This window comes from Microcella flavibacter (assembly GCF_012530535.1).
GTDB classification, from domain to species: domain Bacteria; phylum Actinomycetota; class Actinomycetes; order Actinomycetales; family Microbacteriaceae; genus Microcella; species Microcella flavibacter.
Genome location: NZ_CP051299.1, coordinates 496,198 through 517,909 on the forward strand (window position 1 = coordinate 496,198; position 21,712 = coordinate 517,909).

Annotated in this window: 22 protein-coding genes and 1 tRNA gene; 12 read left to right on the forward strand and 11 right to left on the reverse strand. The window is 71.1% G+C overall.

Annotated elements, in window-relative coordinates; genetic code table 11:
- The first annotated feature begins 90 nt into the window (after positions 1-90).
- Positions 91-1,719, forward strand: coding sequence for a chaperonin GroEL (groL, locus tag HGB54_RS02335; RefSeq protein ID WP_168915028.1), 1,629 nt, complete (start codon positions 91-93; stop codon positions 1,717-1,719).
- Positions 1,720-1,919: 200 nt separating this feature from the next.
- On the opposite strand, the gene HGB54_RS02340 is transcribed toward groL, so the two are convergent.
- The 3 genes from HGB54_RS02340 to HGB54_RS02350 are packed head-to-tail and all read right to left on the reverse strand — an operon-like array spanning position 1,920 to position 4,689.
- Positions 1,920-2,210 carry a WXG100 family type VII secretion target gene (locus tag HGB54_RS02340; protein ID WP_168915029.1) on the reverse strand — a complete coding sequence of 97 codons (291 nt, stop codon included), beginning with the start codon at positions 2,208-2,210 and terminating at the stop codon, positions 1,920-1,922.
- Positions 2,211-2,259: 49 nt separating this feature from the next.
- On the reverse strand, positions 2,260-3,984 hold the full coding sequence (locus tag HGB54_RS02345) for a sensor histidine kinase (protein WP_168915030.1): 1,725 nt from the start codon (positions 3,982-3,984) through the stop codon (positions 2,260-2,262).
- Between the two features lie 12 nt (positions 3,985-3,996).
- A complete protein-coding gene (locus HGB54_RS02350) occupies positions 3,997-4,689 on the reverse strand; it encodes a response regulator transcription factor (RefSeq protein ID WP_168915031.1) in 693 nt (230 codons plus the stop codon).
- Between the two features lie 146 nt (positions 4,690-4,835).
- Between HGB54_RS02350 and HGB54_RS02355 the strand changes: the two genes are divergently transcribed.
- The gene (locus tag HGB54_RS02355) at positions 4,836-5,552 is read left to right on the forward strand and encodes an alpha/beta fold hydrolase (RefSeq protein WP_168915032.1); all 717 of its coding nucleotides are present in this window, start codon (positions 4,836-4,838) and stop codon (positions 5,550-5,552) included.
- On the opposite strand, the gene HGB54_RS02360 is transcribed toward HGB54_RS02355, so the two are convergent.
- Genes HGB54_RS02360 through HGB54_RS02370 form a run of 3 tightly spaced genes read right to left on the reverse strand, consistent with a single transcriptional unit; the run spans position 5,549 to position 9,373 of the window.
- Positions 5,549-7,198, reverse strand: a complete 1,650-nt coding sequence (locus HGB54_RS02360; RefSeq protein WP_168915033.1) for a DNA repair helicase XPB — start codon at positions 7,196-7,198, stop codon at positions 5,549-5,551. The genes HGB54_RS02355 and HGB54_RS02360 overlap by 4 nt on opposite strands.
- 50 nt (positions 7,199-7,248) lie before the next feature.
- Positions 7,249-9,114, reverse strand: a complete 1,866-nt coding sequence (locus HGB54_RS02365; protein WP_168915034.1) for a helicase-associated domain-containing protein — start codon at positions 9,112-9,114, stop codon at positions 7,249-7,251.
- Complete coding sequence (locus HGB54_RS02370) at positions 9,101-9,373, reverse strand: multidrug ABC transporter ATPase (protein WP_228545898.1); 273 nt, start codon at positions 9,371-9,373, stop codon at positions 9,101-9,103. Before HGB54_RS02370 ends, HGB54_RS02365 begins: the two co-directional genes overlap by 14 nt.
- 120 nt (positions 9,374-9,493) lie before the next feature.
- Between HGB54_RS02370 and HGB54_RS02375 the strand changes: the two genes are divergently transcribed.
- From HGB54_RS02375 to HGB54_RS02385, 3 genes are read left to right on the forward strand one after another with little or no spacing between them, the layout of a single operon-like run.
- Entirely contained in the window at positions 9,494-9,874 is a 381-nt protein-coding gene (locus HGB54_RS02375) for a cold-shock protein (protein WP_168915035.1), read from the forward strand.
- Entirely contained in the window at positions 9,867-10,403 is a 537-nt protein-coding gene (locus HGB54_RS02380; RefSeq protein WP_168915036.1) for a DUF3027 domain-containing protein, read from the forward strand. Before HGB54_RS02375 ends, HGB54_RS02380 begins: the two co-directional genes overlap by 8 nt.
- The gene (locus tag HGB54_RS02385) at positions 10,400-10,915 is read left to right on the forward strand and encodes a septum formation family protein (RefSeq protein ID WP_168915037.1); all 516 of its coding nucleotides are present in this window, start codon (positions 10,400-10,402) and stop codon (positions 10,913-10,915) included. Before HGB54_RS02380 ends, HGB54_RS02385 begins: the two co-directional genes overlap by 4 nt.
- Positions 10,916-10,925: 10 nt before the next feature.
- On the opposite strand, the gene HGB54_RS02390 is transcribed toward HGB54_RS02385, so the two are convergent.
- Complete coding sequence (locus tag HGB54_RS02390) at positions 10,926-11,903, reverse strand: IS481 family transposase (protein WP_168915038.1); 978 nt, start codon at positions 11,901-11,903, stop codon at positions 10,926-10,928.
- A gap of 193 nt (positions 11,904-12,096) precedes the next feature.
- Here HGB54_RS02390 and HGB54_RS02395 point away from each other — a divergent pair, with 193 nt between their 5' ends.
- Positions 12,097-13,050 (forward strand): IS481 family transposase, encoded by a 954-nt coding sequence (locus HGB54_RS02395; RefSeq protein WP_168915039.1) that lies wholly within the window; start codon positions 12,097-12,099, stop codon positions 13,048-13,050.
- A gap of 27 nt (positions 13,051-13,077) precedes the next feature.
- Here the strand turns inward: HGB54_RS02395 and HGB54_RS02400 are convergent, their stop codons facing one another.
- The 4 genes from HGB54_RS02400 to serC all read right to left on the reverse strand — a co-directional run bounded on the left by HGB54_RS02400 (position 13,078) and on the right by serC (position 17,199).
- A complete protein-coding gene (locus HGB54_RS02400) occupies positions 13,078-14,055 on the reverse strand; it encodes an IS481 family transposase (protein WP_168915630.1) in 978 nt (325 codons plus the stop codon).
- Positions 14,056-14,181: 126 nt separating this feature from the next.
- Positions 14,182-15,705, reverse strand: coding sequence for a dihydrolipoyl dehydrogenase family protein (locus HGB54_RS02405; RefSeq protein ID WP_168915040.1), 1,524 nt, complete (start codon positions 15,703-15,705; stop codon positions 14,182-14,184).
- A 52-nt stretch (positions 15,706-15,757) separates the two neighbouring features.
- On the reverse strand, positions 15,758-16,078 hold the full coding sequence (locus tag HGB54_RS02410; protein ID WP_168915041.1) for a DUF2530 domain-containing protein: 321 nt from the start codon (positions 16,076-16,078) through the stop codon (positions 15,758-15,760).
- A 5-nt stretch (positions 16,079-16,083) separates the two neighbouring features.
- A complete protein-coding gene (gene serC, locus HGB54_RS02415) occupies positions 16,084-17,199 on the reverse strand; it encodes a phosphoserine transaminase (protein WP_168915042.1) in 1,116 nt (371 codons plus the stop codon).
- A 98-nt stretch (positions 17,200-17,297) separates the two neighbouring features.
- Here serC and HGB54_RS02420 point away from each other — a divergent pair, with 98 nt between their 5' ends.
- The 6 genes from HGB54_RS02420 to HGB54_RS02445 all read left to right on the forward strand — a co-directional run bounded on the left by HGB54_RS02420 (position 17,298) and on the right by HGB54_RS02445 (position 21,656).
- Entirely contained in the window at positions 17,298-17,987 is a 690-nt protein-coding gene (locus HGB54_RS02420; protein WP_168915043.1) for a metal-dependent transcriptional regulator, read from the forward strand.
- Between the two features lie 169 nt (positions 17,988-18,156).
- Positions 18,157-18,759 (forward strand): C40 family peptidase, encoded by a 603-nt coding sequence (locus tag HGB54_RS02425; protein ID WP_228545899.1) that lies wholly within the window; start codon positions 18,157-18,159, stop codon positions 18,757-18,759.
- A gap of 443 nt (positions 18,760-19,202) precedes the next feature.
- Positions 19,203-19,703, forward strand: a complete 501-nt coding sequence (locus HGB54_RS02430) for an HNH endonuclease (RefSeq protein ID WP_168915044.1) — start codon at positions 19,203-19,205, stop codon at positions 19,701-19,703.
- 176 nt (positions 19,704-19,879) lie between these two features.
- The gene (locus HGB54_RS02435) at positions 19,880-20,887 is read left to right on the forward strand and encodes a nuclease-related domain-containing protein (RefSeq protein WP_168915045.1); all 1,008 of its coding nucleotides are present in this window, start codon (positions 19,880-19,882) and stop codon (positions 20,885-20,887) included.
- Positions 20,888-20,935: 48 nt separating this feature from the next.
- A tRNA-Arg gene (locus HGB54_RS02440) sits at positions 20,936-21,010 on the forward strand.
- Positions 21,011-21,176: 166 nt separating this feature from the next.
- Positions 21,177-21,656, forward strand: coding sequence for a hypothetical protein (locus HGB54_RS02445; RefSeq protein WP_168915046.1), 480 nt, complete (start codon positions 21,177-21,179; stop codon positions 21,654-21,656).
- Positions 21,657-21,712 lie beyond the last annotated feature (56 nt).

The window sequence follows — 21,712 nt, forward strand, 5'->3', positions numbered from 1 at the left end:
CGCGAGTGCCAGAATCGCAGTTAGCACTCGTGCTCCGCGAGTGCCAGAAGCTACCGGGCTCTCTGGGTCCGGGAGGGACGAAAGACACACATGGCTAAGATCATCGCTTTCAATGAGGAGGCCCGTCGCGGCCTCGAGCGCGGCCTCAACATCCTGGCCGACGCCGTCAAGGTCACGCTCGGCCCGCGCGGCCGCAACGTCGTGCTGGAGAAGAAGTGGGGCGCCCCCACGATCACCAACGACGGCGTGTCCATCGCCAAGGAGATCGAGCTCGACGACCCCTACGAGAAGATCGGCGCCGAGCTGGTCAAGGAGGTCGCCAAGAAGACCGACGACGTCGCCGGTGACGGCACCACCACGTCGGTCGTGCTCGCCCAGGCGCTCGTGCGCGAGGGCCTGCGCAACGTCGCCGCCGGCGCCGACCCCATCAGCCTCAAGCGCGGCATCGAGAAGGCCGTCGAGGCCGTCTCGGCCGAGCTGATCAAGAGCGCCAAGGAGGTCGAGACCAAGGAGGAGATCGCCGCCACCGCCTCGATCTCGGCCGCCGACCCCGCCATCGGCGCGCTCATCGCCGAGGCCATCGACAAGGTCGGCAAGGAGGGCGTCGTCACCGTCGAGGAGTCGAACACCTTCGGCACCGAGCTCGAGCTCACCGAGGGCATGCGCTTCGACAAGGGCTACCTGTCGGCGTACTTCGTCACCGACCCCGAGCGCCAGGAAGCGGTCTTCGAAGACCCCTACGTGCTCATCGTCAACGGCAAGATCTCGGCGATCAAGGACCTGCTCCCCGTCGTCGACAAGGTGATCCAGAGCGGCAAGCAGCTGCTCATCATCGCCGAGGACGTCGAGGGCGAGGCCCTGGCCACGCTCGTCGTCAACAAGATCCGCGGCATCTTCAAGTCGGTCGCCGTCAAGGCCCCCGGCTTCGGCGACCGCCGCAAGGCCATGCTGCAGGACATCGCCATCCTCACGGGCGGCCAGGTCATCAGCGAGGAGGTCGGTCTCAAGCTCGAGAACGCCACTCTCGACCTGCTGGGCCGCGCGCGCAAGGTCGTCATCACCAAGGACGAGACGACCATCGTCGAGGGTGCGGGCGACGCCGAGGCGATCGCCGGCCGCGTCAAGCAGATCCGCGCCGAGATCGACAACACCGACTCGGACTACGACCGCGAGAAGCTGCAGGAGCGCCTCGCCAAGCTCGCCGGCGGCGTCGCCGTCATCAAGGCGGGCGCGGCCACCGAGGTCGAGCTCAAGGAGCGCAAGCACCGCATCGAGGACGCCGTCCGCAACGCGAAGGCCGCCGTCGAGGAGGGCATCGTCGCCGGTGGTGGCGTCGCCCTCATCCAGGCCGGCAAGCTCGCCTTCGAGGGTGCCGCGATGAACGAGCTCGTCGGCGACGAGGCGACGGGCGCGAACATCGTCCGCGTCGCGATCGACGCCCCGCTCAAGCAGATCGCCCTCAACGCGGGCCTCGAGCCCGGCGTGGTCGCCGACAAGGTGCGCCACCTGCCCGTGGGTCACGGCCTCAACGCCGCGACCGGCGAGTACGGCGACATGCTGGCCGCCGGCATCGCCGACCCCGTGAAGGTCACCCGCTCGGCGCTGCTCAACGCGGCCTCGATCGCGGGCCTGTTCCTCACCACGGAGGCCGTCGTCGCCGACAAGCCCGAGAAGAACCCGGCGCCCATGGGCGACCCGAGCGGCGGTATGGACTTCTAAGTCCTCGCCCCGCCGGTCACCCGGCACCGCCAGAACGGGGCGGCTCCCACCAGGGAGCCGCCCCGTTCCGCGTTCCCGGCGTCGTCATCCGGGGGTCTGTCTCGCGCGCTCCGGCGCCGACTCGATCGGCGCTGCCCCGATCGGCGCTGTCCGGATCGGCGCTGTCCGGATCAGCGCAGGCCGGGTCAGCGCAGGCCGGATCAGCGCTGGAACAGCCGCGCGTTGGCCTGCTCGATCTCGGCGTAGTGCGTGCCCGCGCTGCCGAGCGCCTCGGTGATGCTCGCGAGCATCTGCTCGACCTGCCGCTGCGTCGCCGTCCACTCGCCGAGCAGCGACTGGAAGGCCGTCGCAGCCGGGCCCGTCCACGCGCCCTGCAGAGCGCCGAGGTCGGCGGTGAGGCCCGAGACCTCGCCCTGGATGCGCGCGATCGTGCCGCGCGCGGTGCTCACCGCGGTCAGCACCGCGTCGCTGTCGACCTGGTACCGGGTCATGGTCTCCTCCACTTCTCCGGCGGAGCCGCTCCCCGCCGTCGGGGGGAGGTTAGGAGACGAGCGGGGCGGGGCCGGTGGCGGCCACCGGCTCGGTGGCCTCGACGGCCTGCGCCGCGCTGGGGAGGAGCGGCAGCGCGATGCGGAAGGTCGCGCCGCCTCCCGGGGTGTCGAGCACCTCGACGCGGCCGCCGTGCAGGTCGATGATCGAGGCGACGATCGCGAGCCCGAGCCCCGACCCGCCGGTGTCGCGCGTGCGCGAGGAGTCGGCGCGGAAGAACCGCTGGAAGATCTTCTCCTTGAGCTCGGCGGGAATGCCCTCGCCGTGGTCGACCACGGCGAGCGTCGCCATCCCGGCGGGTAGGTCGAGCCCGACGACGAGCTCGAGCGGGGAGCCCGCATCGGTGAAGCGCATGGCGTTGCCGACGAGGTTCGTCACGACCTGCCGCAGCTTGTTCTCCTCGCCGACGACGACGGCCGAGAAGCCGGCGGCGGCGGGCTCGGGCAGCAGGGCGGGCGCCGACTGCTCGGGAGCGGATGCCCGGCGGCGGCCGCGGAGGCGCGCGAGCGCCGACACGGTGCGCCCGGGGGCGCGCTGCTCGCGCGGCGGCGGGGCGAGGTCGGGGTCGGCCGGGGGAGCGGGCTCCGCCTCGGCGAGCAGCAGCGCGCTCGCCTCGTCGATCACGACCTGCACCTCGCGGTCGGGCGCGCCGGCCATCGTGTCGAGGGCGGCGTCGCGGGCGAGCAGCACGAGGTCGACGGGGCCGGGCTCGAGGGGCTTCGCCTCGTCGAGGCGGGCGAGCGCGAGGAGGTCGCCGACGAGCGCCGACATCCGGATGGCCTCCTTCTCGATGCGCTCCATCGCCTGGGCGACGTCGGCCTCCTCCTTGATCGCGCCCATGCGGTACAGCTCGGCGTAGCCGCGCAGGCTCACGAGCGGCGTGCGCAGCTCGTGGCTCGCGTCGCCGACGAAGCGCCGCATCTGGGCGATCGTCGCGGCGCGGTCGGCGAAGGCGCGGTCGATGCGCGAGAGCATCGTGTTGAGCGAGCGGTTGAGGCGCCCGACCTCGGTGTTCGGGGTCGCCCCGCCGAGGCGCTGGCTGAAGTCGCCGCCGGCGAACCGCGCCGCGGTCGCCTCGACGTCGCGCAGCGGGCGGAAGGTCGAGGAGACGAGCAGGCGGGTGAGCGCGGCGCTGAGGATGACCGCCACGAGCCCGAAGCCGAGGAAGATCGACGCGAAGTTGCCGATGATCCCGTTGGTCGGGGCGAGGTCGGCGCCGATGACGAGCGTCGCGGGGCGCGGCGCGTTCTCGTCGTAGACGAGCGTGAGGGAGAAGGCCGCGAGCCGCCACTGGCCCGTGCGGTTCTCGCTCGCCACCGTGATGCCCTCGCCGTAGCGGGTCTGCACGTACGAGAGGGTGAGCTGGCTCGCGTCGGGCGCCTGGGCGCGCCGGGCATCCGTCACGTTGTCGTCGATGACCGCGCCGCTCGCGTCCACCGCGCCGAAGTACAGCGGCGAGGAGACCACGGAGGAGCCCGTGACGGGCGTGAAGGTCTCGTCGAAGTCGTCGAGCGAGAGTCGGTCGCCCTGCGCCCGCAGCTCCTCGGCGGCGAGCAGCAGCTGCCGGTCGACCTGGCCGACGAGCGTCTGCTGCAGCACCGTGATGGTGCCGGCGCCGACGACGAGCAGGCCGATGGTCACGACCATGACCGTCACCGCGGTGATCTTCGAACGGAGGGAGATCCCCTCCCACCACCTCGTCAGCTGCTCATGCATGGCGGGCCGAGGCTAGACCTTGGCCGCCTTAAGCATGTAGCCGAAGCCGCGCTTGGTCTGGATGAGCGGCTCGTCGGTGTGCTGGTCGAGCTTGCGGCGCAGGTACGAGATGTAGCTCTCGACGATGCCGGCGTCGCCGTTGAAGTCGTACTCCCACACGTGGTCGAGGATCTGGGCCTTCGACAGCACGCGGTTGGGGTTGAGCATGAGGTAGCGCAGCAGCTTGAACTCGGTGGGCGAGAGCTCGATGACGACGTCGCCGACGGTGACCTCGTGCGTGTCCTGATCCATCATGAGCTCGCCGGTGCGGATGATCGCGTCGTCCTCCTCCTGCATGGTGCGGCGGAGGATCGCCTTGATGCGCGCGACGATCTCGTCGAGGCTGAACGGCTTGGTGACGTAGTCGTCGCCACCGACGGTCAGACCCATGATCTTGTCGTCGGTGTCGTCCTTCGCCGTGAGGAAGAGGATGGGGCTCGTGTACCCGCTCGAGCGCAGCCGCTTCGTGACGCCGAAGCCGTTGATGTCGGGCAGCATCACGTCGAGGATGATCAGGTCGGGCTCCTCCTCGAGCACCGCCGAGATCGCCTGCGCGCCGTTGCCGACCGCGCGCACCATGAATCCGGCGAAGCGCAGCGATGTCGTGAGCAGATCGCGGATGTTCGGTTCGTCGTCCACGATCAGAATCTTGGGTCCGTCAGCCATGCGCCTAGTATCTGCGCGTTCGTTGCATGTTTCCTGAGAGGCGCGCCGATGCCGCTCCGCATTCCCCTGCATCCGGGCTCGGTGCGGGCCGGATGCGCGCGGCGCGCAGGGTGCGCGATGTCGGTGCGGCGGCGTAGCGTGCCCGCATGGACGTCCTCCTCATCCCCGGCTTCTGGCTCGACGGCGACTCCTGGCAGCCGGTCACCGAGGCGCTCGCCGCCGCCGGTCACCGGCCGCATCCCCTCACGCTGCCGGGCAAGGCGCCGGGCGAATCCGCCGCGGGCATCGGCCTGCGCGACCACGTCGACGCCGTGATCGCGGCGATGGATGCCCTGCCGCAGCCCCTCGTGCTCGTCGGGCACAGCGGCGGCGCCTCGATCGCCTGGGCGGCCGCCGACGCCCGTCCGGCGGCCGTCGCGCGGGTGATCCTCGTCGACGCGCTGCCCTTCCCCGCGGGCGGCCCCATCAACGACGAGCTGCCCGTCGTCGGCGACGCCGTGCCGCTGCCCGACTGGTCGGTGTTCGAGCCGGAGGATCTGGTCGATCTCGACGACGAGCTGCGGGCGCGCTTCACCGCGATGGCCGTGCCCGAGCCCGCCCGCGTGGCGACCGACCCGCAGCAGCTGCACGACGACGCGCGGTTCGCCGTGCCGATGACGATCGTGGCCTGCGAGTTCCCGGCGGCCATGCTGCACGAGGCGATCGCCTCGGAGGCGGCGTGGGGCGCCGAGCTGCGGCGGCTGCACGCGCTCGAGATCGTCGAGCTGCCGACGGGGCACTGGCCGCAGCTCACGCGGCCCGCCGAGCTCGCCTCGACCGTCGTCGCGGCGGTCGGGGCGGCCCCGGCGGCCAGCGCGCTCTAGGCGGCCAGGCCGATCGAGGTCGCGTCGAGGATCGTGTAGCTGTAGCCCTGCTCGGCGAGGAACCGCTGGCGGTTCTGCGCGAAGTCCTGATCGACGGTGTCGCGCGCCACGAGCGTGTAGAAGTGCGCGGGCAGTCCGCTCTTCTTCGGGCGCAGCAGGCGGCCGAGCCGCTGGGCCTCCTCCTGCCGCGAGCCGAAGGATCCGGAGACCTGGATGGCGACCGTCGCCTCGGGCAGGTCGACGGAGAAGTTCGCGACCTTCGACACGACGAGCACGGGGGTCACCCCGTCGCGGAACTCCTGGAACAGCCGCTCGCGCTCCTCGACGGAGGTCGAGCCGGTGAGCTGCGGCACCCCGAGCGCCTCGGAGAGCTCGTCGATCTGGTCGAGGTACTGGCCGATGATGAGGATGCGCTCGTCGGTGTGCTGCTCGACCAGGCGCTTCACGACGTCGAGCTTCGCCGGGGCCGTGGCGGCCATCCGGTACCGCTGGTCGTCGGCGCTCGCCGCGTACTCCAGCCGCTCGGTCGCGGGCAGGTCGACGCGCACCTCGTAGCAGCTCGCGGGGGAGATGAAGCCCTGCGCCTCGATCTCCTTCCACGGGGCGTCGAAGCGCTTCGGGCCGATGAGGCTGAAGACGTCGCTCTCGCGGCCGTCCTCCCGCACGAGAGTGGCGGTGAGGCCGAGGCGGCGGCGGGCCTGCAGCTCGGCGGTGAGCTTGAAGACGGGCGCCGGCAGCAGGTGCACCTCGTCGTAGACGATGAGGCCCCAGTCGAGCGCGTCGAGGAGGGCGAGGTGCGCGTACTGGCCCTTCCGCTTCGCGGTGAGGATCTGGTACGTCGCGATCGTGACGGGCTTGATCTCCTTGAGCTGGCCGGAGTACTCGCCGATCTCGTCCTCGGTGAGGCTCGTGCGGTTGAGCAGCTCGGTGCGCCACTGGCGGGCGGAGACGGTGTTGGTGACGAGCACGAGGGTCGTCGTGCCGGCCGCGGCCATGGCGGCCGCGCCGACGAGCGTCTTGCCGGCGCCGCAGGGCAGCACCACGACGCCCGAGCCGCCGTCGAAGAAGTGGTCGACGGCGGTCTGCTGGTACGGCCGCAGGCTCCAGTCGGCCTGATCGAGATCGATGGCGTGCGGGGTGCCGGGCGTGTAGCCGGCGAGATCCTCGGCGGGCCAGCCGATCTTGACGAGCTCCTGCTTCACCTGGCCGCGCGCCCACGCCTCGAGCTCGTAGGTGGTTGCGTCGATGCGGCGCACGAGCAGCGGGGCGACCTTGCGGTTCGAGGCGATCTCGGTGAGCACGGCGGTGTCGGTGCTGCGCAGCAGCAGCACGCCGTCCTCACCGCGCTCGACGACGAGGCGGCCGTAGCGGCCGACCGTTTCGGCGATGTCGATCGAGACCGACTGCGGCACCGGGAACTTCGAGTACTTCTCCAGCACGGCGAGCATCTCCTCGGCCGCGTGACCGGCGGCGCGGGCGTTCCAGAGGCCCAGCCGCGTGATGCGGTAGGTGTGCACGTGCTCGGGGGCGCGCTCGAGCTCGGCGAACACGGCGAGCGCGTGACGGGCCTCCTCCGCGAGCGGACTGGCGACCTCGAGGAGCACGGTTCGGTCGCTCTGGACGATCAGCGGGCCGTCGGGATTCATAGCGGGCCAGTCTAGGTGCGCCGCCTGGGAGGGCCCGACCGCGCCCGGGCTCAGTCGAGCGGCTCGAGCGCCGTGATGCTCGACACCGGCAGCGTGCGCTCGACGTCGGCGACGCGGTCGCGCCCGCGCACCCGCCCGGCCGCGGCTCCCGTGGGTTCGAGGTCGAAGGAGCGCTCGCCGCCGTCGGGCATGCGCACGGTGGCGCGCACGCCGAGCTTGCCGCGGATCGCGAGCTCCCACTGCCGCACGACCCAGGCGCCGCCGCTGTCGGGGCCGGAGGCCGCGGAGGACTCGCGCATGCGGCCCACCGCCGCGGCGACGGCGTCCACGGGCGTCGGCACGGTCGTGCGCACGGCGCCGCGTCGGGGCCGCTCGAGCGGCATGGCGCCGCCCTCGGGCGCGGCCGGGTAGCGGGCGTCGATGAGGGTCCACAGCACGACGGCGGGCTCGAGCCGGCTGACGAGGCGGTGCGGGCCGACGCGCACGAGGCCGAGCGGGGCGGCCGCGGTGTCGACGAGCAGGGCGTCGAGCATGCCCGCGTCGTCGCTGCGCACGGCGGTGCGGGCGCCGAGCTCGGCCATCTCCTCCGGCGCGAGCCCGGCCACGCGGATGGTGCCGTAGCGGCGGGCGGTCTCGCGCACGAGGTACTCGAGCGGCTGCGGCACGCCGGTGAGCGAGATGCCGGCGAGGAAGGCGAGGAGAGCATCCGCCGTTTCGCCCTGGGCGATCGCGCGACCGAGCGTCTCGGCGGTGATGCGGTACCGGCCGGCGAGGCCCGCGCTCTCGAGCTCGGCCATGCGGCGCAGTTGCTCGTCGACGCCCCCATCGAGCGGGCCGGGGGAGACGACCGTGAGGTCGTGCTGCAGGTACACCTTGTCGACCGTCGTCGGCACGAGCGGGGCGAGCGCGGCCGCGGCCGCCTCGGCACCGTGCGCGACGAGCGCCGCGCCGACGCTTGAGGGGCGGCCGTCGACGGCGATGCCGAGGCGGTCGCCCTGGGCGCCGCGGCGGCGCAGACGGATCAGCAGGGCCTCGTCCGCCGCGGGGTAGAGCCACGCCACGAAGTCGGCGATGCCGTCGCCCCAGCGGGCGTCCACGCGGTCGGCGAGCAGGCGGTGCAGCTCGTCGGGCAGCGTCGACACCCAGGCGTCGGCGAGCCGGGCCCAGCGCGCCGGCAGCGGCAGGCGGCGCCAGTCCTCGGCGTCGTCGAGGGCCAGCGTGCGGCCGTTCGACTCGTGCACGAGCCCGGCGATCGCGGCGAGGTCGAGCAGCAGGGGGATCTCGTCGAGCTCGGCCCCGCAGGCCTCGGCGAGGCGCTTGGCGTCGGGCAGCGACATGCCGCCCTTCGCGAGCATGCGGGCCGGCGTCGCGACGAGCGCCGCGACGATCTCGGCGATGCGCGTGGCGGTCGTGAACGCGCGCTCGGCGGCGCCGCGGTCGAGGAACCGGCGGTCGGTGTCGTCGACGGGCGCGAGGGCGGCGGGCGCCGGCGCGCTGCGCAGCTGCTCGGCGGAGGGCAGGCCGCGCTCGGGCCACGCGGCCAGCGCCTCGCCGACGGGGGGCCAGACGGTGACGCCCGCGGGCTCGAGCGCGCAGAGCGCCAGGGCGTCGGTGGCGGAGAGGTCGGCGGCGATCGCGGCCTCGGTGCGCTCCAGGGCTTCGGCGAGGGCGGCGAGGGGCATGGGCTCGTCGGGATGCTCGGCGGCGGTCGCGAGAGCCGCGAGACTGCGGCGGCCGAGGCCGGCGAGCGCGGCATCCACCGAATGCGCGTCGAGCAGCGCCTCGGCCAGGTCGAAGATGTCCTTCACCGAGCCGGGGCTCACCGACCGGCTCGTGATGAGGGCGGCGAGCTCGTCGTCGCTCCGGTCGCGCAGGCGCGCGGCGAGAGCGAGGGAGGCCGCGCTAGTTGCCGGCATCCTTGGCGGCCCGCCCCCGACGCACGGCGCTGACGACCAGCAGGACGATGATGAGGACGAAGCCGATCGGCAGGCCGATCAGCGGCAGGATGGTGACGAGCGGCCAGATGCCGGATGCCAGCCCCTCGCGGCCGATGCCGGCGGCGGTGCCGATGATGACGGCGATGAACGATGCCAGGCTCACCACGACGATCGCGGCCACCATGTAGGCGAGCACGCGTTCGACGCGATTGTTCATGACGATCGACTCTTCGGGCACGGATTCAGGATAGGTGCCCGGTACGACAGCGCAGTACCCCCGGTCCAGGGGGAGCGCTCACGCGGTATCCTCGGGGGTCGGGCTCATCCGGCCGACCCGCCCACCTCGAGGAGTACGTGCATGCCCACCGGCAAGGTCAAGTTCTACGACCAGGAGAAGGGTTTCGGCTTCATCACCTCCGACGAGGGCGCCGAGGTGTTCCTGCACGCATCGGCCCTGCCCGAGGGCGCCATGGTGAAGGTGGGCAGCCGCCTCGAGTTCGGCGTCGCCGACGGCAAGCGCGGCGCGCAGGCGCTGTCGGTGCGCGTGCTCGACCCGAAGCCGAGCGTCACCAAGATCAACCGCCGCCCGGCGCACGAGATGTCGGTCATCATCGAGGACCTCATCAAGCTGCTCGACGGCATGGGCGGCAAGCTCAAGGGCGGCCGCTACCCCGACTCCGAGCACGGACGCAAGATCGCCGCGGTGCTGCGCAAGGTCGCGGACGACCTGGATGCCTGACGCGGGCCCCTCGACGGCAGCGGGCCGCGACGCGCTCGCCGGCCGGCAGCTGCTCGAGCCCATCGCCCGGGCGGCGCTCGCCGAGATCACCCCCGAGTCGACGGTCGGTGCGTTCCGCGAGATCACCGTCGAGGACGCCGTCGCGACCGTGCGCTTCTCGCCGCGGATGGGCGGCTACCCCGGCTGGGTGTGGGCCGTCGCGATCGCCGTCAACGAGGGCCTCGAGCCGAGCGTGCTCGAGACCGAGCTCATCCCCTCCGACGGCGCGCTCGTGGCCCCCGATTGGGTGCCGTGGTCGGATCGCCTGGAGGAGTACCTTGCTCATCAGGCGGATGAGGATGACTCCGAAGGCGGCGACGCCGAGGGTGACGACTCCGGGGACGACGACCACGAGCACGACGAGGACGACCTCGACCCCGATGACGACGTCGACGGGGTCGACATCGACGCGCACGCGCCCGAGGACGACGACTCCGTCGAGGACGACGTCCACGACCGATCGCGACGCCCCCGAGGACTGACCCCATGACGACCACCGCCCGCGCGCTCCGCGCACGAACCCTCGCGGCGGTCGCCGCCACCGCGCTGCTCATCGCCGGCCTCGCCGGGTGCAGCGTCATCGACTCGATCACCGGGAGCGTCGAGCGCGATGAGACCGGGCAGGTCGTCGAGGGCGACGACGGCGCCGACGTCTTCTCGATCGTCGTCGGCGACTGCCTCAACGACGCGACCGTCGCCGAGGAGGTCAACTCCCTCCCCATCGTGCCGTGCGCCGAGCCGCACGACAGCGAGGTCTACCACGCGTTCGACCTGACGACGGCGGAGCTGCCGACCGATGCCGAGCTCGAAGCGGCCATCCTCGACAACTGCTATCCCGAGTTCGAGCGGTTCGTCGGCGTCGCCTACGACGCCTCGATGTACTACATCGGCTACTACAGCCCGAGCGTGGAGAGCTGGGCCGACGGCGACCGCGAGATCCTCTGCACCGTCTACGACGAGGCCGGGCAGACGACCGGCAGCCTCGAGGCCATCGGGCGCTAGCTGTACTCGGTCATGAGGTTGGTGACACTCGACTGATCGGGGGCAGGTCTTTGCAGGCGGTGTGGGGTCGATCGTAGTTGTAGTGGTCAAGCCAGGGCGCGAGGGCGTTGGCGCGTTCCTGGTTCGAGGTGAACGCGTGTCGATATGCCCACCCCTCCTGGAGGGTGCGATTGAAGCGTTCGGCTTTCCCGTTCTGCCAGGGCGAATACGGTCTCGTGAGCACGTGGGTGGCCGCCAACGACTCCATAACGCTTCGGAAGGCTGCGGAGTTTCGGTAGTTCATGGCGTTGTCGGTCATGACCTGCCGGATCCTGATCCCGTGTCCGGTGAAGAACGCAGCAGCGTTGTTGAGGAACGCCGCGCAGGTTTCGCCCTTTTCGTCCGGCAGCACTTGCGCGAACGCGAGCCGGGAGTGGTCATCGACCGCGACGTGGACGTAGTCGAATCCGAGCCTCACGGATCGTTTCCGGCCGATGTTGTGCTCGATCGTTCCCAGACCGTTCAGGCGCCATCCGCCGCCGTCAGGGATGCGGCCGAGCTTCTTCACGTCGATATGGATCAGATCACCCGGCTGCTCGCGCTCGTATCGAAGACGGGTCCGGCGGCCTTGACGGATGCGAGTCCCGGTGACCGGGTCCAACTCATGCAGGGCAGGCAAGCCGGCCCGGGCGATCAACCGGGACGCGGTCGAAGGGCTCACCGCGAAGCGTCGGGCGAGCTCATCGCGGCCGAGCCTGTCGTGTTCCCGGGACGCGATCAGCGCTGCGGCCAGCTGCGGGGAGGTGGTGGTGGGTGAGCGGTGCGGCCTGGAGGAGCGGTCCTCCAGCGCGCGGATTCCGTGCTCGCGGAAGCGGGTCACCCAGCGGTGAGCGCACTGGCGTGACACGCCGAGCTCTTTCGCGACATGCGACACAGGACGGCCGGACAGCACCCGTCGGACCAGGATCAGTCGGCCGGCGGGAGCAAGGGGAGAGTTACGGTGGACCACGAGAAGGCCTTCCTCTTCAGGGCGTTTAGACACCACCCAGAATGAAGGCCTTCTCCTCTGCCTTGTGTCACCAACGTGCTGACCGGGTACAGCTAGCTGTACTCGGCAGGGACGTTGGTGACACAACCGTTGTGAGACAGGGAGACCTCCTGGCTTAGTGGAGCTGTCTAGTTCTTCACTGCCAGGAGGTCTCGTGTCCCACGGTAATGCCCGCCTCAATGTCCGCGGGAGGCTGCTGCTGATCGACCGGGTGATCGGTCAAGGCCGCCCGGTCGCTCACGTCGCCTCCGAGCTCGGCATCTCCCGACAATGCGCCCATCGATGGGTCGGCCGGTTCCGGCAGGAAGGTGCCGCGGGGCTTCAGGACCGCTCCTCGCGCCCGCATCGCTCACCGAATCGAACACCGGCCCACCTCGAGCAACAAGTGTTGACTTTGCGACGCCGGCGCCGGGTCGGGCCGGCGAGACTTGCTGAGGAGTTGGGAATCCCAACCCGCACGATCGGCGCGATCCTTCACCGGCATGCCGTGCCGCGCCTGGCGGAATGCGATCCACTGACCGGGGCAGTGATCCGCGCCTCTCGCCGAACCGGGCTGCGTTATGAACGAGACCGGCCCGGCGAGCTGGTCCACATGGACGTGAAGAAGCTCGGCCGGATCCCCGACGGCGGCGGATGGCGCGCCCACGGCCGCAGCGAACAAGTCCGCGGCCGCGGCATCGGGTTCGACTACGTCCACTCCATGATCGATGACCACTCCCGGTTGGCGTATTCCGAGATCCTTCCCGACGAGAAAGGCATCACCTGCGCGCAGTTCCTGCTCCGCGCCGCGGACTACTTCGCCCAGCGCGGCATCACCCGCATCGAGCGGATCATGACCGACAACGCCTTCGCCTATCGCAAATCCCTCGCTGCTGCGGCGGCTCAACTCGGCGCGAAACAGGTCTTCATCCGTCCTCACTGCCCCTGGCAGAACGGCAAGGTCGAACGCCTGAACCGGACGCTGCAGATCGAATGGGCTTACCGGCAAGTGTTCACCTCCAACGACGACCGAGCGGCTGCGCTTGCGCCCTGGCTGGAGCACTACAACACTCAACGCATCCACACAGCCATCGGAGCACCCCCGATCAGCCGAGTGTCGCCAACGTGACTGCCCAGTACAGCTAGCTGTACTCGGTCATGAGGTTGGTGACACTCGACTGATCGGGGGCAGGTCTTTGCAGGCGGTGTGGGGTCGATCGTAGTTGTAGTGGTCAAGCCAGGGCGCGAGGGCGTTGGCGCGTTCCTGGTTCGAGGTGAACGCGTGTCGATATGCCCACCCCTCCTGGAGGGTGCGATTGAAGCGTTCGGCTTTCCCGTTCTGCCAGGGCGAATACGGTCTCGTGAGCACGTGGGTGGCCGCCAACGACTCCATAACGCTTCGGAAGGCTGCGGAGTTTCGGTAGTTCAAGGCGTTGTCGGTCATGACCTGCCGGATCCTGATCCCGTGTCCGGTGAAGAACGCAGCAGCGTTGGCGAGGAACGCCGCGCAGGTTTCGCCCTTTTCATCCGGCAGCACCTGCGCGAACGCGAGCCGCGAGTGGTCATCGACCGCGACGTGGACGTAGTCGAAGCCGAGCCTCACGGATCGTTTCCGGCCGATGTTGTGCTCGATCGTTCCCAGACCGTTCAGGCGCCATCCGCCGCCGTCAGGGATGCGGCCGAGCTTCTTCACGTCGATATGGATCAGATCACCCGGCTGCTCGCGCTCGTATCGAAGACGGGTCCGGCGGCCTTGACGGATGCGAGTCCCGGTGACCGGGTCCAACTCATGCAGGGCAGGCAAGCCGGCCCGGGCGATCAACCGGGACGCGGTCGAAGGGCTCACCGCGAAGCGTCGGGCGAGCTCATCGCGGCCGAGCCTGTCGTGTTCCCGGGACGCGATCAGCGCTGCGGCCAGCTGCGGGGAGGTGGTGGTGGGTGAGCGGTGCGGCCTGGAGGAGCGGTCCTCCAGCGCGCGGATTCCGTGCTCGCGGAAGCGGGTCACCCAGCGGTGAGCGCACTGGCGTGATACTCCGAGCTCTTTCGCGACATGCGAGACAGGCCGGCCGGACAGCACCCGTCGGACCAGGATCAGTCGGCCGGCGGGAGCAAGGGGAGCGTTACGGTGGACCACGAGAAGGCCTTCCTCTTCAGGGCGTTTAGACACCACCCAGAATGAAGGCCTTCTCCTCTGCCTTGTGTCACCAACGTGCTGACCGGGTACAGCTAGCCCGCCTCACGGCATCGGCGCCCGCGCGGCTCAGCCGAGCACGGCGCTCGTGACGTCGGCGACCTCCGGGTCGTCGCGCAGCGCCGCGCGCGCGGCGAGCCCGATGATCGCGCCGTAGGTCGGGTAGGCGAAGCGCACGGCCGCGAGGGTCGCGGCATCCGCGCCCGCCGCCATCGCGGTCGCCACGGACTGCACGATCTCGATCGCGTGCTCGCCGACGGCGTGCGCGCCGAGCACGAGGTCGCGCCGGCCGTCGACGACGAGCGTCAGGAACCCGCGCGTGCGATCGTCGATCACGGCGCGGTCAAGGTCGCTGAACGGCACCGTGACGACGATGCAGCGCGGGTCGCGCTCGCGGGCCTCGGCCACGGTCGCGCCGACTCCGCCGTAGTCGGGGTCGGTGAACCCGCCCGCGGGCAGCAGGCTGAGCATCGAGCGGCGGTTGACGCCGAGCACGGCGTTCTCGGCCGCCGCCTCACCCTCGAACTGCGCCCCCTGCACGAGCATGTCGCGGCCGTTGGCGTCGCCGACGACGAGGATGCTCGGCACGGGCGAGCGGTAGAAGCGGTCGACCTGCAGGAAGCCGCGCTCGGGTTCGAGCCCCGCCTTGTCGAGCGCGAGGGGTTTCAGGTCGGCGGGCCACCCCGTGGCCATGACCACGACGTCGACGAGGGTGCGCTGAGCATCCTCGCCCTGTCGCCAGTGCACCGCGATGCCATCATCGATCTGCTCGAGCCGGTCGACGCCGGCGATGCCCGTGCGCACGGCTACGCCGTCGGCCTCGAAGGCCTCGGCGATCGCGGCCGAGACGCTCTCGTCGCTCGTCATGAGCACGCGCGGCGCGAGGTCGAGCACCGTCACCTCGCTGCCGAGGGAGCGGAAGATCGTGACGAGCTGCGCGCCCGTATTGCCCGCGCCGATGATCGCGACGCGGCGCGGCAGCTCAGGCAGGTCGAGCACGTGCTCGGGCACGGTCGCGAGCTCGGCCCCGGGGATGGGGATGCGGCTGGAGTGCCCGCCGACGGCGAGGATGACCGTCTCGGCGTGGATGCGCCGCCCGCTCTCGAGCACCATCGTGTGGGCGTCCTCGAAGCGCGCGCGGCCCTCCTGCACGAGCCGGATGCCCGCCTCGGCGAACCGCGCCGGCTCGCGCTTCATGTCCCGCACCGCCTGCACCGCCTCGCGCACGCGGCCGGTCGTGGCAGCCCAGTCGACCCGCTCGTCGACCGCGACGATGCCGTAGCGGCCGGCCGTGCGCACCTCGCGCATGAGGCGCGCGGCCTTCGCCAGCCCGCGCGTCGGCACGCAGCCGAGGTTGACGCAGGTGCCGCCCGTCGCGGCGGCCTCGACGACGGTGACGTCGGCGCCGAGCTCGCGGGCGCGGAGGGCGGCGGCCGTGCCGCCCGGGCCGGCGCCGACGACGAGCACCTCGGTGCGGATCTCGTCGAGGCCGCCCGCCTCGGCGGATTCGGCGGACTCGGCGGACTCGGCGGACTCGGCGGACTCGGCGGGGGTGGCGTCGGCGCGGCTGCCGGGGGCGAGCGTGTCGGTCATGCCGATCAGCGTGCCGTACTCGGGCCGCGCGCGCCCGTGTGGCGGCTGTGCGTCAGCCGAGCGGCGGGGTGACGGGGCCGATCGCCGGCCCGGCGCCGGGGTGCGCGGCCTCGGGAGGGGCGGCCGCGCTCCCGCGCTTGTCGTGACCGGTGCGCCGGGAGACGATCACGCCCGCGACGCCGAGCGCGATGCCGATGCCGATCGTGAGCAGGGCGCCCCAAGTGTCGATCGCGCCGGGAACCGCGAGCATGGCGAGGACGACGGCGAGGCCGAGCATCCACCCGCCCAGACCCACCCAGAAGGCGCGCGCGTCGTTCGTGCGCAGCGGCGCCGGCTCGGGCCGGCGCTCCTCCTGGCGGATCCAGAGGCGCACGGGGATCAGCCGGCCATCGCGTCGAGCACGAAGTCGATCGAGCGGGTGAGCTGCCGCACGTCGTCGGGCTCGATCGCCACGAAGGTCGCCACCCGCAGCTGGTTGCGACCGAGCTTGCGGTACGGCTCGGTGTCGACGATGCCGTTCGCGCGCAGGGTCGTCGCGACGAGCGCGGCGTCGATCGAGTCGTCGAGGTCGATCGTGACGACGACGGGGGAGCGGTGCGCGGGGTCGGCCACGAAGGGCGTTGCGAGCGGGTGCGCCTCGGCCCAGTCGTAGAGGATTCCCGAGCTCTCGGCCGTGCGCGCCCCCGCCCAGGCGAGCCCGCCCTCGGCGTTCATCCACCGGGTCTGCTCGTCGAGCATGACGAGCGTCGCGAGCGCCGGGGTGTTGAGGGTCTGCTCGAGGCGCGAGTTGTCGATCGCCGCCGTGAGCGAGAGGAACGGCGGGATGTAGCGGTCGGAGGCGTTGATCCGCTGCGCGCGCTCGATCGCCGCGGGGCTCATGAGCGCGAGCCACAGGCCGCCGTCGCCGGCGAAGTTCTTCTGCGGGGCGAAGTAGTAGACGTCGGTCTCGGCGACGTCGAAGTCGATGCCGCCGGCCGCGCTCGTCGCGTCCACGAGCGTCAGGGCATCGGGGGATGCCCCCACGCGCGTCACCGGAGCGCTCACGCCCGTCGACGTCTCGTTGTGGGGGTACGCGTAGACGTCGACGCCGTCGACGGGCTCGAGGGCGCCGCGCGTGCCGCCCGGCGTCGTCACGGCGTGCGGGGCCTCGAGCCACGGCGCGCTCGCCGAGGCGACGAACTTGGCGCCGAACTCGCCGAACGCGAGGTGGGCGCTGCGGCGCTCGATGAGGCCGAAGGCCGCGACGTCCCAGAAGGCGGTGGAGCCGCCATTGCCGAGCACGACCTCGTAGCCCTCGGGCAGGCGGAAGAGCTCGGAGAGCCCGGTGCGCACGCTCTTCACGAGGTTCTTGATCGGGGCCTGGCGGTGCGAGGTGCCGAGCACCTCGCGAGCGGCGGCGAGAGCATCCAGCTGCTCGGGCCGCACCTTCGAGGGGCCGCAACCGAAGCGGCCGTCGAGGGGGAGCAGATCGCGGGGGATGACGATGTCGGCCATGGCCTCCATGCTACTGAGCGGTCCGCTGCGCACAGACCGCGTCGATTAGGCTGGAGGTCTGCCCGCCAGGGCGGTGCGATGCCACCGGGAGGCGATCAATGACGGATCTCGTCGACACCACCGAGATGTACCTGCGCACGATCCTCGACCTCGAGGAGGAGGGCATCGTGCCCCTCCGCGCCCGCATCTCGGAGCGCATCGGGCACTCCGGCCCGACCGTGTCGCAGACCGTCGCCCGGATGGAGCGCGACGGGCTCGTGCACGTCGACGGCGACCGCCACCTGCAGCTGTCGGAGACGGGGCGGCACAAGGCCGTCGGCGTGATGCGCAAGCACCGCCTCGCGGAGCGCCTGCTCGCCGACGTGATCGGGCTCGACTGGTCGCTCGTGCACGACGAGGCCTGCCGCTGGGAGCACGTCATGAGCGAGCAGGTCGAGCGCCGGCTGCTGACGCTGCTCGGCGACCCCACCGAGTCGCCGTACGGCAACCCCATCCCGGGGCTGGAGGAGATCGGCGGCCCCGTCGCCGAGTCGTTCCTCGACGGCGTGCTGCCGCTGCCGCACGCGCTCGCCGCCGGCACGCTGCACTGCACCATCCGGCGCCTCGCCGAGCCCGTGCAGTTCGATCCCGACCTGCTGCACCAGCTGCACGAGGCGGGCGTGTTGCCCGGCGCCGAGGCCCGCATCCGCGCGGAGGCGAACGGCTACATCTCGGTCGAGGTGATCGGCCGCGCCGAGGGCATCGAGCTGCCGATCGAGGTCGCGCAGCATATATACGTCGCTGACTGACGAATAACCGCAACATCTGGGATCGGCCCGTCGCCTGCGAGGAGCGGTGAGATGCGAGAGCTCTCAACTCCTGATCCCAGCGAACACCACCGGCGACGTCGCCAGCACTTCTGCGGCGCGTCGACCCCTCCGTGACACCTGGCGGGGAACCGCCCTCAACGTCTGCGTCATGGCGGTGGCCACCGGCCTCGTCGCGACCCTGGCCCTGCCGGGCTACGCGATCGATCCGGTCGCGAACGCCGGCGGACTCGACGCGGCGACCGCGCAGGCCGAGCTGCGCGCCGCCGGGGCGCAGGAGCTCGACATCGAGGCGACGACCGCGCAGACCGTCGTGCGCGACGTCTTCACCGCCACCTCCATGGAGGAGCTCGAGGCGGCCCGCGCCGCTGAGGCCGCCGCGGTTGCCGCAGCAGCGGCCGCCGAGCGCCGCGCCGAGATCGCCGCCGCTCCGGCCGCCGCGAGCGCCGCGTACGGCGGGCCGTCCGTCGGCGACTACCTCGCCAACCCGGCCTACCCGAGCTTCAGCCTCGACGGAATCGTCGCGGTCGGTGAGCAGTACATCGGTACCCCGTACCGCTTCGGCGGCGCCGACCCCTCGGGCTTCGACTGCTCGGGCTTCGTGCAGTTCGTCTACGCCCAGTTCGGCGTCTCGCTGCCGCACTCCGTGGTCGGGCAGGACGCGATGGGCACCCGCATATCGCGCGCCGACGCGGCTCCCGGCGACCTCGTGATCATGCCCGGGCAAACGGCATCTACATGGGCAACGGGATGATCATGGACGCCCCGAAGCCGGGCGCCTACGTGAGCGTGCGCCCCATCTGGACGGACAACTACTGGATCGTGCGCATCGGCATCTGAGGCGCCCCGCACGCTCCCGCATGAACCGCTCGTGAACCGGCGCGCCCTCCTCGGACGGCGCGCCGGTTCATGGTTTACCCTGAACCCACTCGGTACCACCAAGAGGAGCCCGGGAGAGGCCATGTGCGAGCAGCGCGACATCCAAACCGTGGATGCGCGCGTCCTGTTCCGCATACAGCCCAGCGTTCGCCGGATCGTGCCCTGTCACGGTCGCGTCGAGATGAGCACTGCAGTCTGACTGCAGTGCTTTTTTTGTGCCCGCGCGAGCGGGAGCGCTGAACCCTCCCGCCGACGGCGGAACCGGCGAGTAGGACCGCCCGCAGGCCATGCGGGCCCGTTCACCCTGGAGGTTCCGCAGTGCGCACTCTCGTTCTCAACGCCGGCTACGAGCCGCTCGCCGTCGTGTCGTTCCGCCGGGCCCTGGTTCTCGTCATGAACGGCAAGGCCACCGTGCTGGTCCGTGACTCCGACCACCCCGTGCTGGGCATCCACGATTCGTGGGAGCGCCCGAGCGTCATCGTGCTGCGCCGCTACGTGCGATTGCCGCACAGCCGCCAGGTGCCGCTCACCCGCCGGGGCGTGCTGCGGCGCGACGCCAACCGCTGCGCCTACTGCGACGGCCACGCCACCACCATCGACCACGTCATGCCCCGCTCGCGCGGCGGCCGCGACTCGTGGGAGAACCTCGTGGCCTGCTGCCTGCGCTGCAACAACCTCAAGAGCGACCGCACGCCCGCCGAGATGGGATGGCGGCTGCGGGTGCAGCCGCGCGCGCCGCACGGCACCGCGTGGCTCGTGCGCGGCATCGAGCGACCGCAGCCCTCCTGGGACGAGTACCTGGCGCCGGCGGCCGCGTAGCCTCGGCGATCTGTCGACGCTCGCAAAGCGAACACCGCGCGGCGCGTCGGGAGGCATTCGGCACGGCGCGCGGCTCGGCGGGCAATACAGTCCCCCTAAAGGGGGCCTGACCGCCGACGCTCAGACCCCTAACCTGATGGCCGGGGGAACAAATGTCGTATTTCGGGAATGCGACGGTGGCACGATCCGGGGGGATCACTGCCGTTGAGGAGCCGCTGGCGCGAGCCGCGGGTCAGGATGCCGCGGAGCGGTGCCTTCGGGCGCAGTCCGCGGCCGAGGCCCGCGACTACGCGCTGCGGGTCGGCGATCGGGTGCGCCTGCATCCGGATGCCCGGCCGTGGTTCGACCGCGCGCAGGGCGAGATCGAGCTGGGGCTCGTGCTCGCGATGCTCGGTCCGGAGTGGACGGCGCTCCACGCCGTTCCGCTCGGGCCGCACGCGGCGCTCGCCCACCTGCTGATCGGTCCCACCGGCGTCTACGCCGTCAGCACCCAGCACCACCGCGGACTCGACGTGCTGGTCGACGATCACAGTCTCGAGGCCGGGTCGCGCCGGCTCGCGCGCTGCACCGAGGGCGTGCACGAGGCCGCGGCCGTCGGCAGGCGCCTCACCGCGGCGACCGGGGTGCAGGAGCCGGTCATCCCGGTCACCGTCATCATCGGCGAGCGCTCGTTCACCGACGCCCGCACGGATGCCCGCGATCTGCCGCACGTCATCTCATCGCGCGACCTGCTCTCGTGGCTGCAGTGGCGCCCGGCGGCCGAGTCGCCCACGCGCCTGCAGCTCGTGCGTCTCGCCGCCGAGGAGCGCCAGACCTGGTTCGCCGAGCCGTCGTCGTCGGCTGCCGCCACCATGACGGCGTTCGCCCGTCTCGTCGAGGGCGTCGAGCGCTCGGAGCGGCACCTCGGCTCGTTCGGCCGCACGCTGCCGACCGTCGCCGACCCGGCCGGCATCGACGCCCAGATCGACGCGGCGCTCGCCAGCGGGCTGATCGGCTCGGGCGCTCGATCCGACCGCGCCTACACGCCGGGCGGGCTCGTCGCCGCCGCGACGGCCGCACCCGCGCGCCGCACCCTCGGTGAGGCGTTCGGCGAGGGCGTCGTCGTCGCGATCTTCGGCGTGCTGCCGTCGGCAGTGACCCTGTTCGGTCTGGCCGCGTTCCTCACCAACGGGTTCGCCGCCTGACGCTCCGGCTGCGCACGTCATCGCCCAGCCCGTACAGTGGAGCGGTCAGCCTCTGTAGCTCAATGGAAGAGCAGTTCCGTCCTAAGGAAAGGGTTGGGGGTTCGAGTCCCTCCAGGGGCACCAAAGATTGCTTACTCGAACCCAGGGCCGAGTCCACGGGTTTGCGCCAGTGACCTTCGGTTGATTCACCACGTAACGACGCTTCGGCGTCGTTTTCGTTTGACCCGGCTCCGATGCCGAGGCCGAACGATGCCGCCCACTCGGCTTGTGCCTCCAGAAGCAGTCGAACGTGTTCCTGGAGCTCGGACTCCGCGCGGTCTTGGTCAATGACGAAGATGCGCGTGAAGATCGCCTGGTTGAGCTCGCGGCGCATGTCGTTGCTGGCTGTGCGGTAGAGCTCATAGGGGTCTCGCAACAGTTCGAGCCAGCCCTTAAGGAACTCCGCACCGATACTCAGGTCGTCTTCAATGGTTCCCAGGCGGGCCTCGAGCCCGGCGCGTTCCCGCTCGATCTCGGTGATCTTCTCGCGGGCCTTCGATCCAGCCAGTCCTCCATCGGCGACGAGGTCAATCAGGTTGTCGACCCTGGTCTGAAGCCGTGCGATCTGCCCCTGGATCTGGTCTCGAAGCTGACGACGAGAACCCGCTTGGTCTTGAAGCGCATTGTCGATCTGGCCGTGCACCCACTCGATGAACTCAGGCCTGAGCTGCACCATGCGGTAGTGCTCGATGACCTGGTCCTCGACGAGATCGAAAGGGATGTGGCGTGAGTTGCAGACACCTTGCTGCTTGCCTCGGCAGAAGAAGTAGAAGTACTCGCCACCGG

Bases quoted from the DNA above. Each gene is read 5' to 3' on its own strand.
- groL (WP_168915028.1), top strand. From the start codon at position 91: ATGGCTAAGATCATCGCTTTCAATGAGGAGGCCCGTCGCGGCCTCGAG.
- HGB54_RS02340 (WP_168915029.1), bottom strand. From the start codon at position 2,210: ATGACCCGGTACCAGGTCGACAGCGACGCGGTGCTGACCGCGGTGAGC.
- HGB54_RS02345 (WP_168915030.1), bottom strand. From the start codon at position 3,984: ATGCATGAGCAGCTGACGAGGTGGTGGGAGGGGATCTCCCTCCGTTCG.
- HGB54_RS02350 (WP_168915031.1), bottom strand. From the start codon at position 4,689: ATGGCTGACGGACCCAAGATTCTGATCGTGGACGACGAACCGAACATC.
- HGB54_RS02355 (WP_168915032.1), top strand. From the start codon at position 4,836: ATGGACGTCCTCCTCATCCCCGGCTTCTGGCTCGACGGCGACTCCTGG.
- HGB54_RS02360 (WP_168915033.1), bottom strand. From the start codon at position 7,198: ATGAATCCCGACGGCCCGCTGATCGTCCAGAGCGACCGAACCGTGCTC.
- HGB54_RS02365 (WP_168915034.1), bottom strand. From the start codon at position 9,114: ATGCCGGCAACTAGCGCGGCCTCCCTCGCTCTCGCCGCGCGCCTGCGC.
- HGB54_RS02375 (WP_168915035.1), top strand. From the start codon at position 9,494: ATGCCCACCGGCAAGGTCAAGTTCTACGACCAGGAGAAGGGTTTCGGC.
- HGB54_RS02380 (WP_168915036.1), top strand. From the start codon at position 9,867: ATGCCTGACGCGGGCCCCTCGACGGCAGCGGGCCGCGACGCGCTCGCC.
- HGB54_RS02385 (WP_168915037.1), top strand. From the start codon at position 10,400: ATGACGACCACCGCCCGCGCGCTCCGCGCACGAACCCTCGCGGCGGTC.
- HGB54_RS02405 (WP_168915040.1), bottom strand. From the start codon at position 15,705: ATGACCGACACGCTCGCCCCCGGCAGCCGCGCCGACGCCACCCCCGCC.
- serC (WP_168915042.1), bottom strand. From the start codon at position 17,199: ATGGCCGACATCGTCATCCCCCGCGATCTGCTCCCCCTCGACGGCCGC.
- HGB54_RS02420 (WP_168915043.1), top strand. From the start codon at position 17,298: ATGACGGATCTCGTCGACACCACCGAGATGTACCTGCGCACGATCCTC.
- HGB54_RS02425 (WP_228545899.1), top strand. From the start codon at position 18,157: ATGGCGGTGGCCACCGGCCTCGTCGCGACCCTGGCCCTGCCGGGCTAC.